The sequence below is a fragment of the Amycolatopsis sp. NPDC114503 genome (assembly GCF_055633655.1).
Genome location: NZ_JBVKDT010000002.1, coordinates 542737 through 562683, shown reverse-complemented (window position 1 = coordinate 562683; position 19947 = coordinate 542737). Strand labels below are relative to the sequence as shown.

23 protein-coding genes and 1 pseudogene are annotated in these 19947 nt (G+C 69.0%); 3 read left to right on the top strand and 21 right to left on the bottom strand.

The window, feature by feature from the left end:
- Position 1: 1 nt before the first annotated feature.
- The 14 genes from ACZ7OI_RS10450 to ACZ7OI_RS10385 form a co-directional block, all read right to left on the bottom strand.
- Positions 2 to 316, bottom strand: a complete 315-nt coding sequence (locus tag ACZ7OI_RS10450; RefSeq protein WP_470263889.1) for a hypothetical protein — start codon at positions 314 to 316, stop codon at positions 2 to 4.
- A gap of 15 nt (positions 317 to 331) precedes the next feature.
- Entirely contained in the window at positions 332 to 556 is a 225-nt protein-coding gene (locus ACZ7OI_RS10445; protein WP_470263888.1) for a hypothetical protein, read from the bottom strand.
- Between the two features lie 20 nt (positions 557 to 576).
- Positions 577 to 1620: a DUF5047 domain-containing protein gene (locus ACZ7OI_RS10440; protein ID WP_470263887.1), complete on the bottom strand. Its 1044-nt coding sequence runs from the start codon at positions 1618 to 1620 to the stop codon at positions 577 to 579.
- Positions 1621 to 1684: 64 nt separating this feature from the next.
- Complete coding sequence (locus ACZ7OI_RS10435; protein ID WP_470263886.1) at positions 1685 to 3106, bottom strand: hypothetical protein; 1422 nt, start codon at positions 3104 to 3106, stop codon at positions 1685 to 1687.
- Entirely contained in the window at positions 3106 to 3858 is a 753-nt protein-coding gene (locus ACZ7OI_RS10430; protein WP_470263885.1) for a hypothetical protein, read from the bottom strand. The genes ACZ7OI_RS10435 and ACZ7OI_RS10430 overlap by 1 nt, the downstream gene beginning before the upstream one ends.
- 12 nt (positions 3859 to 3870) lie before the next feature.
- Entirely contained in the window at positions 3871 to 8598 is a 4728-nt protein-coding gene (locus ACZ7OI_RS10425) for an aggregation-promoting factor C-terminal-like domain-containing protein (RefSeq protein ID WP_470263884.1), read from the bottom strand.
- Positions 8599 to 8629: 31 nt separating this feature from the next.
- Positions 8630 to 8908, bottom strand: coding sequence for a hypothetical protein (locus ACZ7OI_RS10420; protein WP_470263883.1), 279 nt, complete (start codon positions 8906 to 8908; stop codon positions 8630 to 8632).
- Between the two features lie 83 nt (positions 8909 to 8991).
- Positions 8992 to 9333 carry a hypothetical protein gene (locus ACZ7OI_RS10415; RefSeq protein ID WP_470263882.1) on the bottom strand — a complete coding sequence of 114 codons (342 nt, stop codon included), beginning with the start codon at positions 9331 to 9333 and terminating at the stop codon, positions 8992 to 8994.
- Between the two features lie 104 nt (positions 9334 to 9437).
- Positions 9438 to 10031 (bottom strand): phage tail tube protein, encoded by a 594-nt coding sequence (locus tag ACZ7OI_RS10410; RefSeq protein ID WP_470263881.1) that lies wholly within the window; start codon positions 10029 to 10031, stop codon positions 9438 to 9440.
- A 66-nt stretch (positions 10032 to 10097) separates the two neighbouring features.
- Positions 10098 to 10493 carry a phage tail termination protein gene (locus ACZ7OI_RS10405; RefSeq protein WP_470263880.1) on the bottom strand — a complete coding sequence of 132 codons (396 nt, stop codon included), beginning with the start codon at positions 10491 to 10493 and terminating at the stop codon, positions 10098 to 10100.
- Positions 10490 to 10675 (bottom strand): hypothetical protein, encoded by a 186-nt coding sequence (locus tag ACZ7OI_RS10400; RefSeq protein ID WP_470263879.1) that lies wholly within the window; start codon positions 10673 to 10675, stop codon positions 10490 to 10492. The genes ACZ7OI_RS10405 and ACZ7OI_RS10400 overlap by 4 nt, the downstream gene beginning before the upstream one ends.
- Before the next feature lie 13 nt (positions 10676 to 10688).
- Positions 10689 to 10970: a hypothetical protein gene (locus ACZ7OI_RS10395; protein WP_470263878.1), complete on the bottom strand. Its 282-nt coding sequence runs from the start codon at positions 10968 to 10970 to the stop codon at positions 10689 to 10691.
- The gene (locus ACZ7OI_RS10390) at positions 10967 to 11311 is read right to left on the bottom strand and encodes a hypothetical protein (protein WP_470263877.1); all 345 of its coding nucleotides are present in this window, start codon (positions 11309 to 11311) and stop codon (positions 10967 to 10969) included. Before ACZ7OI_RS10390 ends, ACZ7OI_RS10395 begins: the two co-directional genes overlap by 4 nt.
- Positions 11308 to 11712: a hypothetical protein gene (locus ACZ7OI_RS10385; RefSeq protein ID WP_470263876.1), complete on the bottom strand. Its 405-nt coding sequence runs from the start codon at positions 11710 to 11712 to the stop codon at positions 11308 to 11310. The genes ACZ7OI_RS10390 and ACZ7OI_RS10385 overlap by 4 nt, the downstream gene beginning before the upstream one ends.
- 255 nt (positions 11713 to 11967) lie before the next feature.
- Between ACZ7OI_RS10385 and ACZ7OI_RS10380 the strand changes: the two genes are divergently transcribed.
- A complete protein-coding gene (locus ACZ7OI_RS10380; RefSeq protein WP_470263875.1) occupies positions 11968 to 12570 on the top strand; it encodes a hypothetical protein in 603 nt (200 codons plus the stop codon).
- Here ACZ7OI_RS10380 and ACZ7OI_RS10375 read toward each other — a convergent pair.
- From ACZ7OI_RS10375 to ACZ7OI_RS10355, 5 genes are all read right to left on the bottom strand, one after another.
- On the bottom strand, positions 12567 to 12857 hold the full coding sequence (locus tag ACZ7OI_RS10375) for a hypothetical protein (RefSeq protein ID WP_470263874.1): 291 nt from the start codon (positions 12855 to 12857) through the stop codon (positions 12567 to 12569). The genes ACZ7OI_RS10380 and ACZ7OI_RS10375 overlap by 4 nt on opposite strands.
- Positions 12850 to 14205 (bottom strand): phage major capsid protein, encoded by a 1356-nt coding sequence (locus ACZ7OI_RS10370; RefSeq protein ID WP_470263873.1) that lies wholly within the window; start codon positions 14203 to 14205, stop codon positions 12850 to 12852. The genes ACZ7OI_RS10375 and ACZ7OI_RS10370 overlap by 8 nt, the downstream gene beginning before the upstream one ends.
- 133 nt (positions 14206 to 14338) lie before the next feature.
- Positions 14339 to 15160, bottom strand: a complete 822-nt coding sequence (locus ACZ7OI_RS10365; RefSeq protein WP_470263872.1) for an HK97 family phage prohead protease — start codon at positions 15158 to 15160, stop codon at positions 14339 to 14341.
- A complete protein-coding gene (locus tag ACZ7OI_RS10360) occupies positions 15157 to 16428 on the bottom strand; it encodes a phage portal protein (RefSeq protein WP_470263871.1) in 1272 nt (423 codons plus the stop codon). Before ACZ7OI_RS10360 ends, ACZ7OI_RS10365 begins: the two co-directional genes overlap by 4 nt.
- Positions 16428 to 16655, bottom strand: a complete 228-nt coding sequence (locus ACZ7OI_RS10355) for a hypothetical protein (RefSeq protein WP_470263870.1) — start codon at positions 16653 to 16655, stop codon at positions 16428 to 16430. Before ACZ7OI_RS10355 ends, ACZ7OI_RS10360 begins: the two co-directional genes overlap by 1 nt.
- A gap of 238 nt (positions 16656 to 16893) precedes the next feature.
- Between ACZ7OI_RS10355 and ACZ7OI_RS10350 the strand changes: the two genes are divergently transcribed.
- Positions 16894 to 17505, top strand: coding sequence for a hypothetical protein (locus ACZ7OI_RS10350; RefSeq protein ID WP_470263869.1), 612 nt, complete (start codon positions 16894 to 16896; stop codon positions 17503 to 17505).
- A gap of 10 nt (positions 17506 to 17515) precedes the next feature.
- Positions 17516 to 18253: a hypothetical protein gene (locus ACZ7OI_RS10345; protein ID WP_470263868.1), complete on the top strand. Its 738-nt coding sequence runs from the start codon at positions 17516 to 17518 to the stop codon at positions 18251 to 18253.
- 5 nt (positions 18254 to 18258) lie between these two features.
- Here ACZ7OI_RS10345 and ACZ7OI_RS10340 read toward each other — a convergent pair whose 3' ends face one another.
- Positions 18259 to 19197: a terminase TerL endonuclease subunit gene (locus ACZ7OI_RS10340; RefSeq protein ID WP_470263867.1), complete on the bottom strand. Its 939-nt coding sequence runs from the start codon at positions 19195 to 19197 to the stop codon at positions 18259 to 18261.
- Positions 19198 to 19291: 94 nt separating this feature from the next.
- Positions 19292 to 19687, bottom strand: a pseudogene (locus ACZ7OI_RS10335) (terminase large subunit domain-containing protein); the annotation flags it as partial.
- Between the last annotated feature and the right edge of the window lie 260 nt (positions 19688 to 19947).

Below are 19947 nucleotides of genomic sequence, written 5' to 3'. Positions count from 1 at the left end.
CTCACGTCTGGCTCGGAGGCGCACCGGCGATGGTGTCCCATGCCTGGTTCACGCAGAACTGGATTTCGCCGTCGGTGGACTGCACGGTGATGACGGGGTTGGTCGCGACGGCCCAGGCGAACCGCGTGCGGTAGCCGTCCGGGTCGGCGAACACGTTGGTCGCCAGCGCGCGCCGCAGCTGGCCGCGCGTGGGGTTGGCCGGGTCGTCGGGCTCGTCCCCGACCTCTTTCGCGGCGACGGACACGGCGGCCTGCACGCGCCGGACGAACCCGGGGAACGTCGCGAGTTCCGCGCTGTCGGCGAGGGTCGATGCCATGCGTTCGGCTCCTTCCTAGGCGGATTTGCCGAGCACCAGCCAGGCCCCGGGCACGCTCGCGTCGATGTGCACGATGTCGCCGGTGGCCGGGGTGTAGCTGGCCAGGCGCGGGAGGGCGAGCGATCCGCCTTGGACGGAGACGATGACCTTGGTCCCGGAGATGCCGGTGACCGTGCCGACTTTCCGGCGGGCGGAGAGCGCCTGGTCCACGAGCCGGGTGACGGCCTCGGCGATGCGCATTCCTTTGCCCTCCCTGCGGTTCAGGTCTCAGCGGGCAGGTCGTCGGAGCGGGTGGTGACGGTCTGCGTCCCGTCCGGCGAGAGCGGGATGGAGAGCTTGTCGATGATGTGGCGGGTTTCCCCCGTCTCGGGGTCCAGGACCGTGATCACGTCCCCCGCGTCCAATGCCGGGTTGACGAGGGTTTCGACCTCGATCTGCGCGGCGATGCCGCGCACCCGGGCGAGCAGCGAGTCCGCGGTTGCCTGGCACTGCGCCGTGGTGGTGAGAAGTTCGGAGGTGTAGAAGCGGGGTTTGTTGCCGAACGGGCCGCCAAAGCGGGCCGGGCTGGTGGTGTCGGTCGCCACCGCGTAGACGGCGGGGACGCCGTCGGTGCGCTGCCCGCTGGCGACGACCCGGTTGTAGACCTGTTCGCGGGAGAGTTTGTCTTTGACGGTCAGCAGGTTTCCGCCGTCGCCGGTGCGGACCGTCCACACGGGATTCTGGTCGAACGTCGGCTGCGGGCGCACGATCAGCCGTGCCTCGGGGTCGAAGAACACTTCGGCCCCGAGGAAATCGGCCAGCTTCTCCATCGCGTCCCAGCGCTCGCGCTCGATCACGATCACCGGGGCCACCGCAGCCGACCCGGTCAGGTTGACGACCTCGATCGGGCCGAGGGTGTCGCGAACCAGGCGGGCGATCTCGGCGAAGGCGGTAGCGTTGGGGACGGTCTGGGAGGGGATGTCGAGGCGGTGTTCGGCCACGTGCGCCGACGCGTCCACGACCTTGACCTCGATGTCGCCGGAGCCGGTGACCGGCCTCGACCGCGAGGTTTCATCCAGGAACCCGAACAGCAGCGGCACCCATTCGGTGCCGCCGCCGGGCAGGACGATCCCGTAGTCGATCCGGCAGATCGAGCCGTAGGGCGATAAGACGTCGACCGGCGAGGCGGGCCACCACCGCGGATCCGCTTGCAGGGTCGCGGATCGGCGGATTTTGCTGCGGGCGTCGACCTCGACCGACCCGCCCGACAACGGGATTTCCAGGCTCCCGTAGCCGAGGCTGGTGACGGTGGCGCGCGCGGTCATCGAGTGCGATTGGGCGAGGGCGATCTGTGCCCGGGTGGACAAAGGCCACATAAGCCGTCGCCCCCTAGACCGCCAGTTCGCTCGGCGCCTCGACTTCGTGGAAGGGCGCGGTCAGGACGCGGGTCTGCTGGTAGGCGCGGCGGTTGCCGGGGTCCTCGGTGAGGTCGCCCAGCGCGAGCCACATCCCGGTGCCGTACCCGAATTCCGCCGGGGCGCGCAGGCACACCGGTTGCAGGTCGGCGAACAGCTCCAGCAGGGCGTCCCGCTCGGCGAACGACAGCGCGCCGAAGCTGATGTCTCCGGTGGGCGCCCGCCGCTGCGCGGCGGACACGATGATCGGGTGCGTGGCTCCGACCGGGTAGAAGATCCCGCGCGGGGCTTCTCGGACCCGGCTGGGGACCGCGCCGACCTGGACCACCAGCGGCCGGTCCGGGCGGGACGGGTGGGTCAGCCAGGTCCGGCCGCCGCTGAGCAGGACAGCGGACTGGCTGGCCATGGTGCCGCCGGTCGGGGCCGGGTTCACCACCCGGTAGCGCACCGGCACGTCGAGCGGGCATTCCCCGTCGGGGAAGACCAGCAGCGGCGCGAGGACCGACGCGGACAGTCCGGGCGGTCCCAGCCAGGTCGCGCCGTAGGTCGAGCCGTCGTAGAAGCTGCCCGTGGTGCGGTAGCGCTCCGCGGTCACCCCGTCCAGCGCCATGACCCCGCCCGCCGGCATTCCCTCGGCGATCACCTTCAGCGTCGGCGTGACGGCACCGGCCGGAGCGGTCAGCCGCACGACCTGGCGCGCGAACTGGTTCACGGACTGGTTGATCTCGTCCGTGCTCAGCGTCGCGGACGCGACCGGCAGCGGGACTCCGGTGTTGTCGGTCCAGGCGATCCGGACCGTCACCGCGCTGGGGCGGGCTGAGAACCGCAGGTCCATGCCGATCGTGACCTCGGCCGCCGCCGGGAGCGCGGTCGGGACGGTGACGCCGACCGGCCCGGCCGCCTTCACGGTCGCGGTCAGGAACACCTCGCCCTGCGCCGCCGACCCGTCCGCGACGCGCGCGAGTTCCGGGTTCCCGGCGTCGGGGACGCAGCCGTTGAGGCCGGTTTCGAACGACGGGTTCAGCGCCCAGTTGCGCCGCGTCGGCTCGGTCACGAACAGCGGGTTTCCGCCGCGCACCGGCCACAGCGTCCCGTCGGGGTGCTCCCGCACGATCTGCAGGACGGTCGCGTCCGGCCACCACGCGGTGACCTGCATGACCCCGGATCCCGGCACGGGCCGGATCGACACGCCCCCGCCGGGATAGGTCTGCAGGTAGGCGCCGCCGGACCAGCCGCGCCGCGCGTACCCCAGCGGCGGGTTCGGGGTGTAGGTCCAGCGGGCGGTACCGCCGGGAATCGGCGGCGGAAGCTCCTGCTGCCCGGGAAGGTCCGGCAGCTCGGTTCCGGTCCCGGCTGCGTACGGGGTGCGGGCGAATGTGCCGTGCGCCCAGGCCATCAGAACCCGATCGAGAGGTACTGGAACTCGACGGCGACGCCGGAGCCGACGTTGTTGCCCGTGTTGATCGCGTAGAACCCGACAGTCACCCCGGCGGCGGTTTCCCGGGCGATGACAACGACGGCGGGAACGCCGGTCCGCACGACGGTCACGGTGGTGGAGACGGTGGCGTTCGGGAACGGCGACGCGTGGGTCACCGTGATCTCCCCGGCCCCCACGGTCGTGCCCGTGCGATGGCCGCCCCGCATGAGGACCACCGACCCGTCCGGGACCGAGCCGCCGCCCCGGCGCGGCCCGACGTCGGCGGCCGTGGCCACGCCCGTGCTCGGCGCCCACACGCCGGCGGCGCGCTCCAGGACGTCCAGCTTGTTCGTGCGCGCGACCCGCATCCCGATGTGCGGGTCGATCGGCAGGTCCGCCGAGGACAGCGCGGACAGCGTGTCGCGCCCGGCGGTCGGTGCGCACACCAATTGCGTGCCTGCGTTCCATGCCCGCGCCGGGGTGCCTTCCCGTCCGCGCACGACGGTGACCGTCTGGGAGCTGGCGGTGTGCCCGACGATCCAGACGACCTCGTAGATTCCTTGCGAGGGGTCGTGCAGCTCGACGGGCAGGTACTTGCCGGGGGTGGCGGGGCTGTAGTCGGTGTCGATGTCTGCGAACACGGCGGCCGAGAGCGTGGTGTCCGAAATGGCCGCCGCGTTCGCCAGGGTGCCGAAGAAATAGTCCTTGGCGGACCGGTATTCGTAGCTCACCTGTACGCCTTCCTAGATCCGGACGCCGCGCGCGAGCGCGGTGCCGGTGGCATGGTCGAAACGTTCGATCCGGCCGTCCACGAACGCGGTCAGCCCGTCGTCGGAAATGGACAGCTCGCCCGTGATCCGGACCGGGTCGTCGCTGCCGTGCAGCGCGCCGATCACGCCTTGCGCGGTGTCGTGCGGCAGGACGAGTTCGGGCTTGCCGGTCCCGTTGAACACGGGCGTGAATCCCGGCTGGAGCCACCCGCCCTGGTCGTACCAGTGGTGGGCTTCCCAGAACGCTTTCGCGCCCAGCGGGGAGCCGTAGCGTCCGGCGATGTAGGACAGGCCCCATTCCGCTTGCCCTGCCGGGGAATCCGGCACCGGGCCGTGCACGCTCTCCATCTGCTGGAACAGACCGCGCGCGGAACTGGTCGGGTTCTTCGCGGCCGGGTTCCACGACGATTCGTGGCCGATCAGCCACGACAGCGCGTCCCACTGCGGCCCGGAACCCCACCCGTAGCGCCCGGCCACCGCGCGCACCGCGGCCACGACGGCGGGCGACCCGGCAGCGGCGCCCGTGCTGGCGTACAGCTCGCCGAGGCGCCGCGTCCCGAAGTCGCGCGCGCCTTCGATCGCGGTGCGCGCCATGCCCGCCCCGTCGACGGCGGCGACGTTGCCCGGGAACACCCGGGTCGCGTCGTCGGCCTGGCGCAGCGCGTCGGCAAGATACGGGGCCACCAGCGCGGCCGGATCGAACCCGCCCGCTCCGCCGGACACGAACGACCCGCCTGCCACGGGCAGGAACGCGTGCCCGGTGAACTGGCCCGCGTCCGCGCCGGACGCGCCGGGGCCGACCTTGACCGGGACCCGGAACGTCTGGGCTTCCAGGTTGACTCCGGCCAGCGTCCCGGCCGTGTGATGGTCGTTGAAGCCGGTCGCGAACGCCGACCCCAGGCCCGGGGCGAACCCCGGCCACGGCTGGCTCGCGGCCGTGCCGAGCCGCCGGTACGGGAAGTCCCCGCGCAGCACGTTCGTCACCGCCGACAGCAGCCCCGAGCAGTCGTAGCCCTCGGGACCCGTGCCGCCCCACACGTACGGTTTCCCGGCCTGTGCGCGGGCGAACGCCAGGCCACGCCCGAGTGCGGCATTGGCCTGGCTGCCGGTGTCGGCGACCAGCCCGCCCCGGGCATACCCGGCCGCGCGCAACGCTTCGGCCTGCCCGGCGTTGAGGGCGTCGAGGAACGGCACGATCCGCTGGGCCACGGCCGCCCGGACCACGAACTCCCCGCGCGACACGCGCGCGAGGATCGAGTCCGAGGTGCCGGTGCCCGGCCCGTGCACGCGACCGCCGGCGGCGAACCCGATCGGGACCGGCCCGATCGGCTTGTTCAGCCCGAAATCGCTGTTCAGCTTGTTCCAGGCCGCCACCAGGCCGCCGTTGAGCGGCCATTGCAGGATCCAGCGCACCGGGTTGCCCGCATAGCCGGGCATCTCCGCGAACCGGTCGCGGACCCATCCGGAGGTGAAGCCCGCCGCCGTCCGCACGGACGCGAGCCCGCCCGCCAGGGCGGCGAACGCGCTGTTCTGCGCATCGACCGATGCCCACACCCCGGCCGCGACCGCGTTCCACGACACGGAGAGGTCGGCTTGGAGCTGGCGCTGCCGCGCGGTGGCGATGTTCGCGTTCGCGACGACGGCACCGGTGATCGCGGCCCATACCGTCATGGCGTTCAGCTGCAACCCGGCCAGGCTCACACCCAGCGCCGCATTCGCTTGGGGCAGAACGGTTCCGGTGTGCTGTTCGGCCGCGAGCAGCGCGGGCACGAGAACCGCGGTCACGGTCTCGGCCAGTGCCGCCGAGGCGGCGTTCAGCACGTCGGCGGCGTCGGCTGCCGCGAGGAACACCGCCGGGTCCGGAACGGCCGCCGCCTCGGCCACAGCAGGCGCGGCGACGGAACCCGTTGCGGCGCCGACGATCCCGCCGCCCGCGAACCGGGCGACGAGCCCGCCCCCGGAGTAGCCGCGTCCCCCCATGGCCGCCGCGTTGGCCGCCAGGATCGTGCCCGGCCCGAGCGCGCGCACCAGCTCGGGCACCAGCACCGCTTCGCCGGGGCTCAGCAGCGCGGGCACGGTGTCGCGCCCCGGCGCGTAGCCCGGCAGGACACCGCCGCGCGCGAGCTTGAGTTCGGGCAGCGGATCGACTCCGGGAATGAGATCGGCCGCCGCGTTGTACACTTTCCGCAGGCTGTTGTTCCAGATAATGTCGATCACAAATTGGATCGGCTTTTTCACGAATCCGACGATCGTGTCGAACACGCGCTTCGTGACTTCCTGCATGAGCCCGAAACCGGTCTTCACGTCGTCGATCCGGTCCCGGAACCAGCCGAACACGGGCTTGATCACGTGGTCGTAGGCCCACGAGATCGCGCCGGAAATGGCGTCCCAGGCCGGTTTTATCGCGTGATCCCACAGCCAGGACGCCGCGTCGCCGACCAGGCGGAATGCGAGAGCCCACCCGTCGAAATACGGCTTCAGCACGCTCAGATAAAGCCATGAGAAAAATGATCCAATGGCGGAAAAGGTAGGCTGTAGCGCATTAGCCCACAGCCACGACGCGACATTTCCGACGAGCCGGAAAACAAAAACCCACGCATCGAAATAGGGTTTCAGAACAGAATTCCACAGCCAGCCGAAGAAATCGCCGAGCGTGCTGAAGACGGGCTGCAGGATCGTGGTCCACAGCCAGGTCGCGACGGCGGCGAGCGCCCGGAACGCGAGCACGGTCGGTCCGATGAGGACAGTCGCGACGACGGCGGCGAGAATCCCGGCGGCCTGGCCGATGAACGAGAACACCGGCGAGAGGATGTTGACCCACAGCCACGACGCGATCTGGCCCAGAAACCGCAGCCCGGCAACGATTCCGTCGAAGGCGGGCTTCAGGATGTTCAGCCATGCCCACTGCGCGGCGGACTGGATCGCGGCCCACACGCCGATCCAGAAATCCCGGAACCCGGCGCTGGTGTTCCAGAAATACACGACCGCCGCGACCACGGCGGCGATAGCGCCGACGATGACCGCGACCGGGTTGGCGTTCATGGCAACGTTGAGCAGCCACTGCGCCGCCGCCGCGCCCTTCGTCGCCAGCTCGTAGAGCTTGATCGCACCCGACGCCGCCGCGTACCCGGCGGCGAACGCGCCGATCGAAATCGCCAGGGGCGCAAGCCAATCGGCGTTCTCCTGCACCCAGCCGACCGCGTTCTGCAACGCCGGCAGCAGCACCCCGCCGAAGAAGCTCACCAGCCCGGTTTCCAGGGTCCGCTGGAACGCGACCAGCCGTTGACCGGCCGAGTCGTTTAGCGTCGCGCCCATCCGGTCGGCGGCGCCCGCGACGTCGCCCAGCGCCGCGACGGCCTTGCTCGGGTCCAGCGCGTAGAGCGCCTGTCCGAGGTCTTCGGCCTGCGTGCCGAACAGCTGCACCGCCGCCTGCGACCGTGCGACCGGATCCGGCATCGCGCGCAGCTTGTCGAGCACCAGGCCCAGCGCCGCCGAGGCTTCCGGACCGCCCCGGCCGATCTGCGCGGCCATCGCGGCTGCGTCGACACCGATGGCTTTGAACCCGTCCGCCGTGGTCTTCGACCCGTCCACCGCGCGGATCGAGAACTCCTTGATCGCGTCGGCGACCAGGTCCGAATTCCGTGCCCCGGCCTGCATTCCCTGCACCAGCAGCCCGGTGGCGCTGGTGGCGTCGAGGCCGAACTTCTGGAACTGGACCGAATACTCGGTCATCGTGTCGAGCAGGTCGTGGGAGCGGTCCGCGCCCTGCTGGAATCCGCGCGTGAGCACGTCGAGCGCTTCGTACCCGTCGCGGGCCAGCCCGGTCTTCATCAGCTGCCCGACGGCTTCGGTGGTGCCGCCGAGATCCTGATCGAACGCCGTCGCGAGGTTGAGGACTTTCGCGGTGATGCCTTCGATCTCGTCGTTGGTGGCGTCCTCCATGACGAGCCCGGATTGCAGGACCCCGCGAATGGCCTCGTTGACCTGGCCGAGGGATTCCCCGTACGCGTGCGCGTACAGGTTCCCGGCGACGCGGCCGAGGTCGGCGGCCATGTCGGCGGGCGCGCCGAGCTGCGCGGCGAGCTTGTCGCCGAGCCGCGCGTTCTCCAGCGCGTCCATCGCCACCGACGCGGCGTTGCCGATCGCGGTCAGCCCGAACGCGAAGCTCCCCGCCTTGCGGGTGGTCTCCAGCAGCGACGTCCCGAACCTGGCCGATCCGCGGTCGGCCTTGCCCATCGACACCGTGACTTCGTCGGTGGCGTCGGCCGCGTTGCGCTGCGCCTGCTCGACCCGGGACGAGACCGACGCCGTCCGCTCCTGCGCGGTGGCGAACCCGCGCTGCGCCGTCGCGAGCTTTTCCTCAGCGGCAGCCAGCTGGCTGGCCTTCGCGTTGCCGCCGGAACGAACCTCCTCCAAGCGGGCTTCGGCCACACGGACCTTGCCCGCCGCGTCGGCCTCGCGGTTGCGGGCGGTCTCCAGCTCGGTCGCGACCCGCTTGACGTTCTCCTTCGCGGCCTCGATCCCGGCTCCCAGCGACGCACCGGCGCGGCGGCCGGTCGCCCCGGCCGAGCGCTCCAGCTCGTCCCCGATCTGCCGACCGGCGCGGGTGCCCGCCCCGGCGGCCTGCTTCGCCAGTTCCGCGCCCCAGCCGCGCGCGGAGGGAAGGGTGTCGATCCACACGACTTCGCCGGAGTTGACCACGCCCTCACCTCCGGCTCGTGCGAGGGCGCGGTCATGCGGCCGGGCGGGGTTTGTACTGGTCGAGGTAGGCGATGACGTCTTCGGCGGGGGCGTCGCCGCGGTCGCCGATGCGGCCCTGCTCGTCCTCGCCGGGACGGGCGAGCGGCTTCGGGCGCCGCAGGCCCTTCATGCCCGCGCCGCGTGCGGTGACGAAGGTGTTCTCGCCGAGGCGGTCCGCGACGATCGCGAGCAGGTATTCCACGTCGGTCCAGGCGTGGCCGTTGACCGTGCGGTGGAACGCCGAGCCGGGCGGCAGGTGCTCGATGAGCACCCGCAGGTGCCGCAGGCTGATGTCGCCGCGCCAGAACTCCGCGACCGGGTCGCGCGGCGCGTAGGTCGCACAGAGGGCGGCTTCTATCGCTTCCGGCGCCGGGCCGAGGAGGTCGAGCGCCGTGTAGGGCGTCCCTCGTCGTTGTCCTGCCGCATCTTCTGCATGTACTGGTTGATCGCGAGGATCACGTACCCGGCCCGGCCTCCGGCTTCGAGGAATCGCGCGTACTGCTCGTCGCCCATGTAGTACTCGGCGACCTCGACATCGGTGTCGAGGTCGAGCAGCCCGTCCTTCCAGTCGTCCTCGGCGGTGATCGGGTCCTTGCACGTCCACTGCTTCTGCTTGAACGTGAAGGCGAACGTGTCGGAGCTGCCGGTGGCTTCCTCGCGCTGGGCGAGGATCGCGTCCATGTCGATGGCGGGCACTGTGGCGTCCCTCGTCTCCGGTGAGCGGTGGTGAGCATGGGAAGGGGGCCGGTGCGGGCCGCTCACCACATGCCCGCACCGGCCCCCGCTTGAGGAGCGGATGGTCATCCGCTGGTCGGGGGCGTGGGAAGCTGCCAGCCCTCCTTGTAGACCCGCAGCGCGGAAAAGCCGTCGCTGCCGGGATACGCCGTGATCGTCACTTCGTAGCCGATGAGGGTGTCGGACTTGTAGGTCAGCTCGCCGCGCTCGGACACCTCGGCCATGGGCAGGAAGATCCGGCGGTGGTAGGTGCCGTCGATGACGTCGATGCCGAAGCACCGCAGGTCCCGCTTGGGCTTTCCTTCCTCCACAAAGGACACGACCGCGTCCTTGCCGGTGCCGGTCTGCTTCATGTCGTCGATGCCGACGCGGTAGTACAGGCTGATCGTCTCGAACTTCGACTCCCACAGCGTGGCGTGGTAGGTCTGCGTGGACTTCGTGATCTCCGACCGGATCGGGGTCGCGGACTGCCAAGGAGTGAATTCCTCCTTGTCCTCGTCGCGCCCTTCCACGATCCCGTCGTCGGAGATGTAGCCGAGGTCGCTCATGCCCGCGCCCCACGGCTCCATCGCCGTCGCGCTCGGCGCGGTCGTCCCCAACGGGCCGGTGTAAAGCGCACCGGTCACGCCAAGGCGGGCCAGAGCGGAGTTCAGTGCCACGGGGTTTCTCCCTTGAATGATGCGGAGCCCCGGGTGAGCGAGCGGGACGTGCGGATGGATGACGGGCTAGTCGGCCCGCAGAACGAGTTCGACGGTCAGTCCGCAGCGGCGGACCGACGGGTTGTAGTCCGGGCGCCACGCGGGTCCGGACGGTTCGCCGACGTCGGCGACCGCGCCCCACTCGGTGGCTTGCCCGATCAGGTCGTGCAGGTGGCCCGACACCGCGGACGCGAGATCGGTCGCGGCGGGCCGGGTGGCGGCGTAGGCGTCGACGTCCACGCGCGGACGCCACAGCAAAGGCCGGCGGGAGTTCCACGGCCGGTCGGTCTTCGGTCCCGGCAGGACGGCGACCTGCACGAGCGGGAGCGACTGCTCGAAGCGCGCGGGCAGCTCGGCCACCACGCGGATTCCGCCGAGACGCCCGGCCAGCCAGGACACGACCAGCGCCTCGGCGTCGATCACCGCTCGGCGGTCTTGGCAGTGCTCTTGCGGGACGAGGTCTTGGCGGGCTCGTCGCCCGCTTGGTCGGAGGCGTAGCGGGCGCGGCCTTCGTTGACCATGACGGCCGCCTCGTCGTCCCTGACGTCGAGGGTCTTGCCGACCTGCGTGTGGTCGCGGTGGAACGCGACGATCACCTTGGCCACAATGGATCTCCTTCTACTGCTTGCCGCCGACCGCGCGCCCGAGCGCGCGGTGGCGGGGAACGTGTTCGGTGCCGTACTCGCCGAACGGGTCGTCGTGCGCGACCCGGGCGTAGGCGCGGCCTTTCGGCCGGGTGCCTTCCTCGACGGTGACCGTCGCCTCCGACCCGGCCGAGGCGAGGTTCGCGCGGGTGTGCGCGGCGATCTGCCCGGCGACGAGCCTCAGACGTTTGCGGACCGACGGGGCCTGCACGATCTGCTTCCATTGCCGGTCCGACAGCCGGTAGCCGGGCATCATCCGCTCACTTTCTGGACGTCGACCTCGCAGTGGTGGACCTCGCGCGGGCGGATCGGATGCGGCCAGCGGGCGATCTCGCCGACGACTTCGCAGGTGCGGCCCGCCCACTCGACGCGGTCGGTGGGCTCGACGTCGAGGTCTCTGCCTGCCGGGGTGTAGATCCGCCACCCGGTCGTCACCATGTCCCGCGCGTCGCCGGTGGCCTCCGTGGACGAACGCGGCTGGACGCACACCCCCGTCACCGTCGTGCGGGTACCGGCGTCGTAGTCCAGCACGTCCGACCCGTACCGGTCTTGGGTGACGACGGGACGGACGACGGTGACCGTGTCGCCGAAAATCACGGCTCATCTCCGCGGTTGATCCGGTACCGCTCCACCGCCCGAGTCCACGACAACGGCATACCGACGGCCGGGGCCTGAAAGGACACCGACTCGCCGCCCACCGTCATCGCCGCCACCCCCGGCTGCACGGTCAGCAGGTACTGGGCTTCCGTGAGCACCGCGTCCGCGACGTCCTCGGGCACCGGGTCGTAGCCGTGGCTGTAGACCACCCGCACCGCGCCAAGCTCGTTTGGCCAGCACGCCGCCCGCCGCAGCAGCCCGTGCCGTGACCACGTGAAATCCGTGACCACCCTCCCGCACATCTCGACCTTTGCCACCGCCACCACGGGAGCCGCCGGCAACGTCAGAACCGGCCCGCCGAACCCGTCGAGTAGAACCTCCTCGCCGTCCACTCGTGACACCGGACAACGCACCTCTCCCCGAAACCGCGCGGACGCCGCTGCTGCAGCGTCCGCCACGGCCGGGTCAGCGGGATCCCTACGGGCCCAGCGGGCCAGTGCGTTCATGTCGGCCAAAGAAGGCAGGTCAACCATGAGACCTCCCGATCGGCCAGCCATCACCCGAAAGCAGCAGTCTTCGGCCACGGAAACGTCACGTTTACGCGAGAACCCGAACCGTCAGCGCTCTTAGCTTGCTCTGAAACGTAGAGTCTTCTCATGAGCGTGCTGGAGTTTGTCAGCAGAACGATCGGTCAATTTGTATGGCCGGTATTGATTCTAGTTTTAGTTTTCTCGTTTAAGAAACCGCTGCGCGCGCTCTTGTCGGCGCAGAATATGTCAAAGTTTGGAGTCGGGCCAAGCGGTGTGACCATCGAATTCCATCAGGTATTGGAAGCGGCGGTTAAGCAGCAGGCTGAGGCGAAGAAAGACGAGGGTCGAGTTCCGGTAGGTGACGCGAAAGAGTCAAGTGATTTCGTAAAAGACATGAGGCGGATCGCGGAGATATCGCCTGCGGCCGTCATTCTTGATTCCTGGTCTCGACTTGAGGCTAAGCTCAATGAGGCGTACCTTGATCAATCGGGTCAAGAGGAGCTTCCCGCTCGACGATCCACGACTGACGTTATCTACAAACTGCTTCCCGCCTCTGAGCGCGCCGTGGTGACAAGCCTCAAGGCGCTGAAGAATTCAGTAATGCATCGACGGAACAATCAAGCTGTAAGCTCTGTCGAGGCAATTCAATACGCCGAACTGATTTATGAAGTAGCGGTATCGATAGCGGTAGCGCAGGGTAAGACGTTCTTGGATGGTGCGTTGATTTAGTCCGTTGCCGCATCGCCGGACTTGTTGCGCGCGGTACGCGCCTTGGTCTGCGGGTCCGCGCGCTTCTGTTCGGGCGGAGTCCGGGTTGGGATGCCGCCGAGCCGGGTTGCATCGGCTTCGGTCAGGTTCATGATGGTGTCGTGGCCGTTCACGGTCACGCGGTATTCGCGCAGGTCCGCCATGGCGGGTGCCTCCTCGGTTCGCTCGTCGACGCCGGTGGTGGACGTGGCTGTCCCGCAGGAGAAGTCGGTGCTTCCGCAGACGGGACAGCCGACGTCGTCACGCATTCGGGACGAGTGTGACCTTGCAGAACGCCGAGGGCTGGATGATGCCGAACGCGGCGCGCATCTCGGCCAGGATGGCGACGAGGTTCCGGACGAAGAAGTCCGCGTGCGAATCGGTGACGGTCAGGCTCGCCTGCTGGCGGTCCCACAGGATCGCCTTGCGGAAGTCGCCGACCCACGCGGTTCCGGGCGTGGCCGCTTCGGACTCGATGACCGGCAGGCCCCACAGCGGCGAGGTGCCGTTCGCTCCTGCAGGGCCGCCGAAGTAAAACCGGCCCTGCATGTCGCTGATCTCGTCCATGGCTTCCAGGTCGTTCGGGTGGATCACGACCCCGTTGGCGGTGGAGCGGCCGACGGTGCGGACCCGGGTCTTCGCCCGGCGCACGGCCAGCAGCTTCCCGAACCCTTCGGGCTTCCCGGCCGGGTCCGGGACGGCTCCCTGTGTCTGCGTGCCGGACACGTTGGCCAGGCCCTCGAAGTTCTCGCCGGTGCCGTCACCGGCGATCATCTGGTCTTCCAGTTCTTCTTCGAGACCGACCTCGAGGAAATTGTCGATGAGGGTGCGGACCTGGGCCGCGTCCGACAATGCCCGCTTGGTGACCGGCATCCAGTGCGCGATCGTCCGCACCGGTGTGGTGACGCGGACCGTGGAGAACCCGGATTCGGGCTTGACTCCGGCCTGGGCTGGGGTCACGGCCGGGTTGCCCGACCCGACGGGCGCGGCGGTGGTGGCTTCCGGGACCGGGGCGGCGGCGTTGTGCCATCCGGTGATGCGGGCGTATTCGATCTGGTCGTTCGTGGTGGTGCCGCCGGTGACGAGCTGGCGCAGCGTGAGCGGGCGGAAGAACTGTTCCGGCCCGACCAGCAGTCCCCGGTAGTCCTGCGTGCGGAACGCGCCGCCGGAGGTCGGCGAGACGGCGGTGACCAGGTCCTTGTATCCGAGCGGGCGGGACTGGACCCGCATGTCCTTGGCGAACTGCCCGTTCGGGGCGGTCTTGAGCAGGTCTTGGTACTGCTCGGAGGTGATGAAGGTTTCGCCGATGCTGGTGCGCGGGCGGTCCTGGTAGCCGTCGCGGTCGGCCTGCTCGCGGCGGTTCTTGGCCTCGGCCTGGGCGTCGGCCAGGCCGACGGCGTCGCCGAGATCCTTGATCGCGTCGCGCACGGCGCTGTCGGCCTTGGCCGCGTCCAGCGCCTTCTTCGCGTCCTGGGCCTTGCCCATGGCCGCGGTGACGGTGGCGCGTTCGTCGTCGGTGAAATCGCGGTCCTCGTCGTCGGCGGTGGCCGCGATGGACTTCGCGTCGTTCAGGTGCTTTTTCAGCTCGTCGGCGAGCTGGGCAATGGTGGTGCTCAAGGGATTCCTCAGTTCGTGCGCGGAGCGCAGACGAAGCGAGGCGGTTCCCGTGCCGGGCGGGCGCAGCCGGAACGGCTGGCGCGGGCGGGGCTGGGCGTGGCCTGTGAAAACGTCAGGCTGGTTCGGACGGTGGTCAGGCGGTGAGCGGTTGCGACTCGGCGTCGAGCAGGGCCAGCGTCGCCCGCAGCAGGGCGGAGGTCGCCGCCTTCGACGGTTCCGGCGGGGCGGGCTCGCTGCTCGCGAGGCCGGCGGACTTGTCCTCGTCGCCGCTGTCCAGAGCGGACAGCACAGTCTCGATGGCGTCGGCGCCCTCGGCGATTTTCGCGAGGGCGTCGCGCAACGCGGTTTCGTTCTTGGACGAGAGCGCGCGGCCCGCCTTGGCAGGCGGTGCGGCGGGCTCGGGCCGGACAGCCGGTCCGGACGACCGGGGAGGCGGGGTCTTGACGGTCAGCAGGTCGGTGTCCTGGTTCGCGCCGATCAGCGTCGGCCCGACCTCGAACAGCTTCAGCTTCCGCAGCTCGTAATAGCCCTCCGCGGCACCGTCGTCTTCGGCGTCCGGGTCGTCGGCCTTGTCGATCCAGCCGCCTTCGGCGATGTCGTAGGCGAAGGAGAACTGCCGGACGCGGCGGCCTTTGAGCAGGCGGTAGATCTTGCCCGCTTTCGGCTCGTCCAGGTCGAGGCGGGCGCGGACCCACAGGCCCTCGTCGCGTTCCTCGGCGTCTTCCACGTAGCCGATGTGGTAGTCCGGGTCGTGCGACATGTGCGACCACAGCACGGGAATCGGGTCGCCGGACGCCTTCCACTCGGCCAGCGTGTCCGCGAACGCGCCGGGCACGATCTTGTCCCCGACACTGTCCACGTTGTACGCGGCGACGATGGCCTCGAACACGCCGTCTTCGGTGCCGTCCTGTGCCCCGGCGGCTTTGATCCGGACCGGGCACGTCTTCTTCCTCATGCTGCGATGCCCTCCAGGAGTCGCGTGGCGGTGGCGAGCACGGTTTTGGGTTCGGGGGCGCTGTCGGTCGGCGACGCCTGGCCGCCGGTGAGCACGTTGAGCGGGGTGACCAGCTCGTCCCCGCCGTCGATCTGCGGCAGGTTCACCCGGGCGCGGGCCTCGTTGCGGGTCATCCACGGCGCCCCGGTCGCGGTCTGGAGCTGGGCGGCCTGTTCCTCGAACGAGCCGCGCATCTTCTCCGCGAGGTTGAACTCCAGGTACACGTCCGCCGCGTCAGGAAAATCGGGCAGCAGCTGGAGATGCAGTTCCTCGGTGATCATGGCCAGCCACGGCCCGAGGGTGTCCTGGTAGAGGTTCTTGTGCTGCTCGGTGATGTTGGAATACGTGGCGTGGTCGAGGATTCCGACCATGGGCAGCGGAATGTGGTACGCGGAGGCCACTTCTTCGCGGGTGAGCTTGCGGGATTCGATGTACTGCGCGGCTTCCGGCGTCACCGACGCGGGCACGAAGTCCATGCCGTCTTCGAGGATCGGCGTCCCGCCGGCCCGTCCGCCGGTGCCGGTGTACTGGGCCTGCCAGGAACGGCGGAACCGGTCCCGGGCCGTGTCGCCCCAGTCCGGCGCGTCCAGCGGGCGTTTGAGGTAGCCCGCAAGGCGGGCGCCGTTGCGCCACAGCTGTTCGCGGTACTGCCCGGCCTGGTACTCCTCCGAGAGCGTGCGGCGCAGGGTCTCCATCGGCGAGCAGCCCCAGCGGCCGTCTTCCGGGTTGTATCCACGGAAATGGACCACCTGCGAGGCGGGGAGGTCGCGGTAGCCGGTGGTGCCCCGGTACCGGTAGGTCTCCACCGCGAACTGGTTCGCCGAGAACGGGGTGACGTAGCGGGGGTCGAGCCGCACCAGCGCCGGGTCCGGGCCGCCGATCTTCGCCAGGACCGCGTTGTCGTAGATCGCCAGGTCCGACACCAGGGCTTCGATCAACCGGTACCTGGTCGTGAACGGGTTCGGTTTCGCGATCAGCTGCCCGACCGGATGATCGGAGAGCCGGACACGGTCCACATCGGACAGCCGCTGGTACACGTGGATGCCGAGCTGCGCGATGTTGCGCGCCAGGAACGACACCACCGTCCGGACCTGCGGCTGGGTCCGCCAGATCGCGGCATAGTCCTGCGCCAGGCCGTCGGCGAGCATGACCGACCCGCCGACCGGGATCGTGGCGTTCTGGTACTGGTGGACCGACGCGAGAACGCCTTGGGACACAACGAAAGGCATCAGGCTGCCCCCGCAGCCTGGATCCAGTTGACCCGGTCCGCCTCGACGTAGACGTCTCCGTCCATCGCCACCGGTTCGCGACCGGGGGTCACCAGCTCCGCGGAGCGCAGCACGAAGAGCCTGCCGTAGCGGCCCCACAGCACGCCGACGATCGCCTGATCGTCCACGAGGCTCACCATCACGCGCCGCCGGAGGACGAACCGCAGCCTGTAGCGCGCGGACTGCACGTAAAGCAAGGAACAGGTAAGGGCCGTGCATGCGATTGCCAAGGCGAGCGTGATCAACACGACCCCCTGCCACGTTTGCGAGCAATCTTCACGTGCGATCGATGCTGCATGCCAAGATCCGCCAAATGGCGGTTCAGGGCAGCGTGTCCGGCTCGTTTACTGGAACACGGGACTTCGGATGATGCAGGGATTACGTTCGGCTGCCGAAGCCCGATAAAAACAATTCCGGGGAGGGAATTTGATAAAGCAACTCAGGCTGAGGGCGGCTATTGCCGCCCTTGGTGCATCGCTCGCGTTGTCGGCAATCGCTGTACCGGTGGCTCACGCGGAGAGCGTCGCCGCTGGGGTTGCGGCGCTGCGGCAGCAGCCTTCGACCTTGCTGTTGCTGTCCGAGGCGCAGTACCGGGAAAGATTCAGCAAATCACACGCACTGGATGCTCCGAAAAAGGAGCTTCCCCCGGGTGTCAGCCTACCCGATCCGCCGCAGCCGTGGTACAAAATCGATTGGGCGCATCGGGATCTGAACGGAAGGGACCTTCCGACCCGCCACGGCAACACTGCGTTCGGGTACGTGCATTACGCAGTCTCGCACAACATCCGTACGGAACGCGCCATCAAAGCCGCGTACGAGAACAATTTTCCGGATCCAACTAGGTCGAACGGCACCCACTTGGAGTACTTGGCCTTCCTCACGGACGCCGAGGGTGACATTTTCGTCATTGTCCGAGTGATCAACGAACAAGCCCCCCGCACGTCAGACGGCCAGTACACTACGCCGGATGGGAGACCGATCGGAACCATCACCGCATTCTGCGAAGGCGTCAACGTCTGCCCCGACGTCGTCAACTGAGCAAGCCAACGTGGCTGCTGCGTCGCCGGGTGACCCTGGGAAAACTCAGGGCCACCCGGCTCGGCATGTCCTCGACGGAGCGTACCGAGAGATCCTCGACCGGGCAGTGCAGCTGACTTCGCCGCTTCAGCTCAAGCGCAGCCCGTCAGTCATCGGGATCGTCCGCTCGTCCGCCGATAGATTTCTCGCCGCTCTCTCGGTGCCATCGTCAACACAAAGCCGTTCGACGCTGTCGGTCTGGTTCCAACTCACTGGTAACGACGGATCGCCAATATCGTCAACGGATTTCGTAGCCGGATTGGAAAACGCGCTCGCTGCCCTGTCGAACGACCCGTCCATTACTGACTTCGAAGCCCAGGACTTCGGCTCGCCGGACGATCCAGCAAGCACATCGATGTTCTTGAGCCTGACAAGCTTAAACATCGACCCGGCCGCGAGCGCACACGATGTTCAGAAGTTTCAGCAAGTCTTCCCGCTCTTCCTGTCAGGATTCATGAAGATCGGCAACGGAAAACTGCGAGCTTACTTGACGTACTACGAATCCGGTGACACTATCGCCGTCGACCTTCCTATCGCCGAGGACGATGCAGCGTCCGTCGGGACCGCGAGCGCCTCGATTCTCGGAGAGATCGCAGCACTCTTGCGGTCGGGCATACCCGAAAACGTCGCCGACCATGAAGTGGAGGCTGATCCCTACTGCGACCGCGCCTTCGACCTTTTCGTGTGGTTCCTCGGGGAAGCCGGGTAACGCAACTACACGATTTCGAGGTCGCCGTCATCGTAGACGGAGCGGCGGGGCAGTGTGTGGTGCACGGCCCGGTCGAGCGCCATGATGAGCGCCACGACGCCGTCGATCTTGTCGCCGCTGTTGCGCTTGGACGGTTTGACGTTGCCGGCGGCGTCCATCTCGACGGCGAGGTTGTCGACCTGCCAGCGGATAGCGGGGTTCCCGCCGTGGCGCAGCCGGGGCGTCTCGGCCGTGCCTTCCAGCGCGAGCCGCTGGAATTCCTTGGTGGGCGCGGACATCGACGCGAACCCCTGGCGCATCTTCGCCAGCGGTGCGCCGTCGCCGAGCAGGTCGGACACGAGCTGGCTGGCGTTCCAGGGGTCGTAGGCGATCTCCCGGACCGCGAACTTCTCCCGGTCGAGGTTGATCTGCGTGCGGATGTAGTCGTAGTCGGCGACGTCGCCGGGGGTGGCGACCAGCAGTCCGCGGTCGGCCCACACCCTCGCCTGCCCGGCGGTGCGCCGGTCGATGGCCTCCAGCGCGGCCTCCGGGCACCACAGCCGCCACAGCAGGTCGTGCCCGCCCTCGCCGTCGGGGAAGCACCACGCCAGCGCGCACAGGTCGCTGGTCGAGGCGAGGTCCAGGCCGCCGTAGGCAGGGCGCCCGGCGAGGCGGGCTTCGTCCACGATGGACGCGTTGCGGTCCCAGACCTCTAGGTCCAGGTAGCGGGTCTGCTGCCGGGTGCGAATCCCGAGATGCAGCCGCAGGAACTTCGCCAGATCGGCGGGCGAGTTGCGTGCCTCGCGCGCGGCGGTCTCCAGATACGCCTTCGACGGCGAGACTCCGTAGCCCGGGTTTGCTTTCTTCCAGGTGGGCTCGGCGAACGGGTCGTCTTCGCGGTCGGCCGCCCAGACGACCCCGTACATCGAGGAGTCCCGGAGTGCGCCCCGGGCGATCTGCTCCACGTAGTGCCGGCGGCGCGCGTAGATCGTTTTCCGCGCGGCCGTCGTCGGCGGTGGTGATGGTGAACACCAGCGGCTGCGTCCGGCTACCGGTGCCGGTTTCCACGGCCTCGACCAGGTCCGGGGTCTTGTGGACGTGCAGTTCGTCGATGATCGCGCCCGCGACGTTCGCGCCGTGCAGGACGTCGGCCAGCTTGGACACGACCGCGAAATAGCTGCCGCTGGGCTGGTGGATGATCCGGTGCGCCAGCGCCTTCACGTACGGCGCGAGCGCCGGGGACTTCTGCGCGAGCTGGCGGACCGGGTCGAAGCAGTACCGCGCCTGGTCCCGTCCGCTGGCGACGGCGTACACCTGCGCACCCGCTTCGTTGTCGGCGCACGTGAGATAGGTGGCGAACCCGCCCGCGAGCGTCGTTTTCCCGTTTTTCCTTGGTACGTCGACGTAGACGCGGCGGGTGACGCGGACCCAGTCGCCGTCTTCGTTGCGGTACACCCACCCGAAGACCGGGGCGAGGATGTAGGCGATCTGCCACGGGTCCGGCCGCAACGGCTGCCCGGCCCACTTGCCTTGCGTGTGCCGCAACCGGGAGAACACGTCGAGGACGCGGTCGACGCGGGCCGGGTCGAACCGTGCTCCGCGCCGCGCGCCGCCTTCGGGGGTTTTGATCGCGGGCGGGCAGGACGGGAGGGGGATGCCGCGCGAGTGCAGGTACCAGCCGACCTCGGGCGAGATCCGCAGCCGGGCGAGGGTTG

Bases quoted from the DNA above. Each gene is read 5' to 3' on its own strand.
- ACZ7OI_RS10375 (WP_470263874.1), bottom strand. From the start codon at position 12,857: ATGCGTGACGACGTCGGCTGTCCCGTCTGCGGAAGCACCGACTTCTCC.
- ACZ7OI_RS10360 (WP_470263871.1), bottom strand. From the start codon at position 16,428: ATGCCTTTCGTTGTGTCCCAAGGCGTTCTCGCGTCGGTCCACCAGTAC.
- ACZ7OI_RS10395 (WP_470263878.1), bottom strand. From the start codon at position 10,970: ATGATGCCCGGCTACCGGCTGTCGGACCGGCAATGGAAGCAGATCGTG.
- ACZ7OI_RS10380 (WP_470263875.1), top strand. From the start codon at position 11,968: ATGAGCGTGCTGGAGTTTGTCAGCAGAACGATCGGTCAATTTGTATGG.
- ACZ7OI_RS10440 (WP_470263887.1), bottom strand. From the start codon at position 1,620: ATGACCGCGCGCGCCACCGTCACCAGCCTCGGCTACGGGAGCCTGGAA.
- ACZ7OI_RS10445 (WP_470263888.1), bottom strand. From the start codon at position 556: ATGCGCATCGCCGAGGCCGTCACCCGGCTCGTGGACCAGGCGCTCTCC.
- ACZ7OI_RS10365 (WP_470263872.1), bottom strand. From the start codon at position 15,160: ATGAGGAAGAAGACGTGCCCGGTCCGGATCAAAGCCGCCGGGGCACAG.
- ACZ7OI_RS10435 (WP_470263886.1), bottom strand. From the start codon at position 3,106: ATGGCCTGGGCGCACGGCACATTCGCCCGCACCCCGTACGCAGCCGGG.
- ACZ7OI_RS10450 (WP_470263889.1), bottom strand. From the start codon at position 316: ATGGCATCGACCCTCGCCGACAGCGCGGAACTCGCGACGTTCCCCGGG.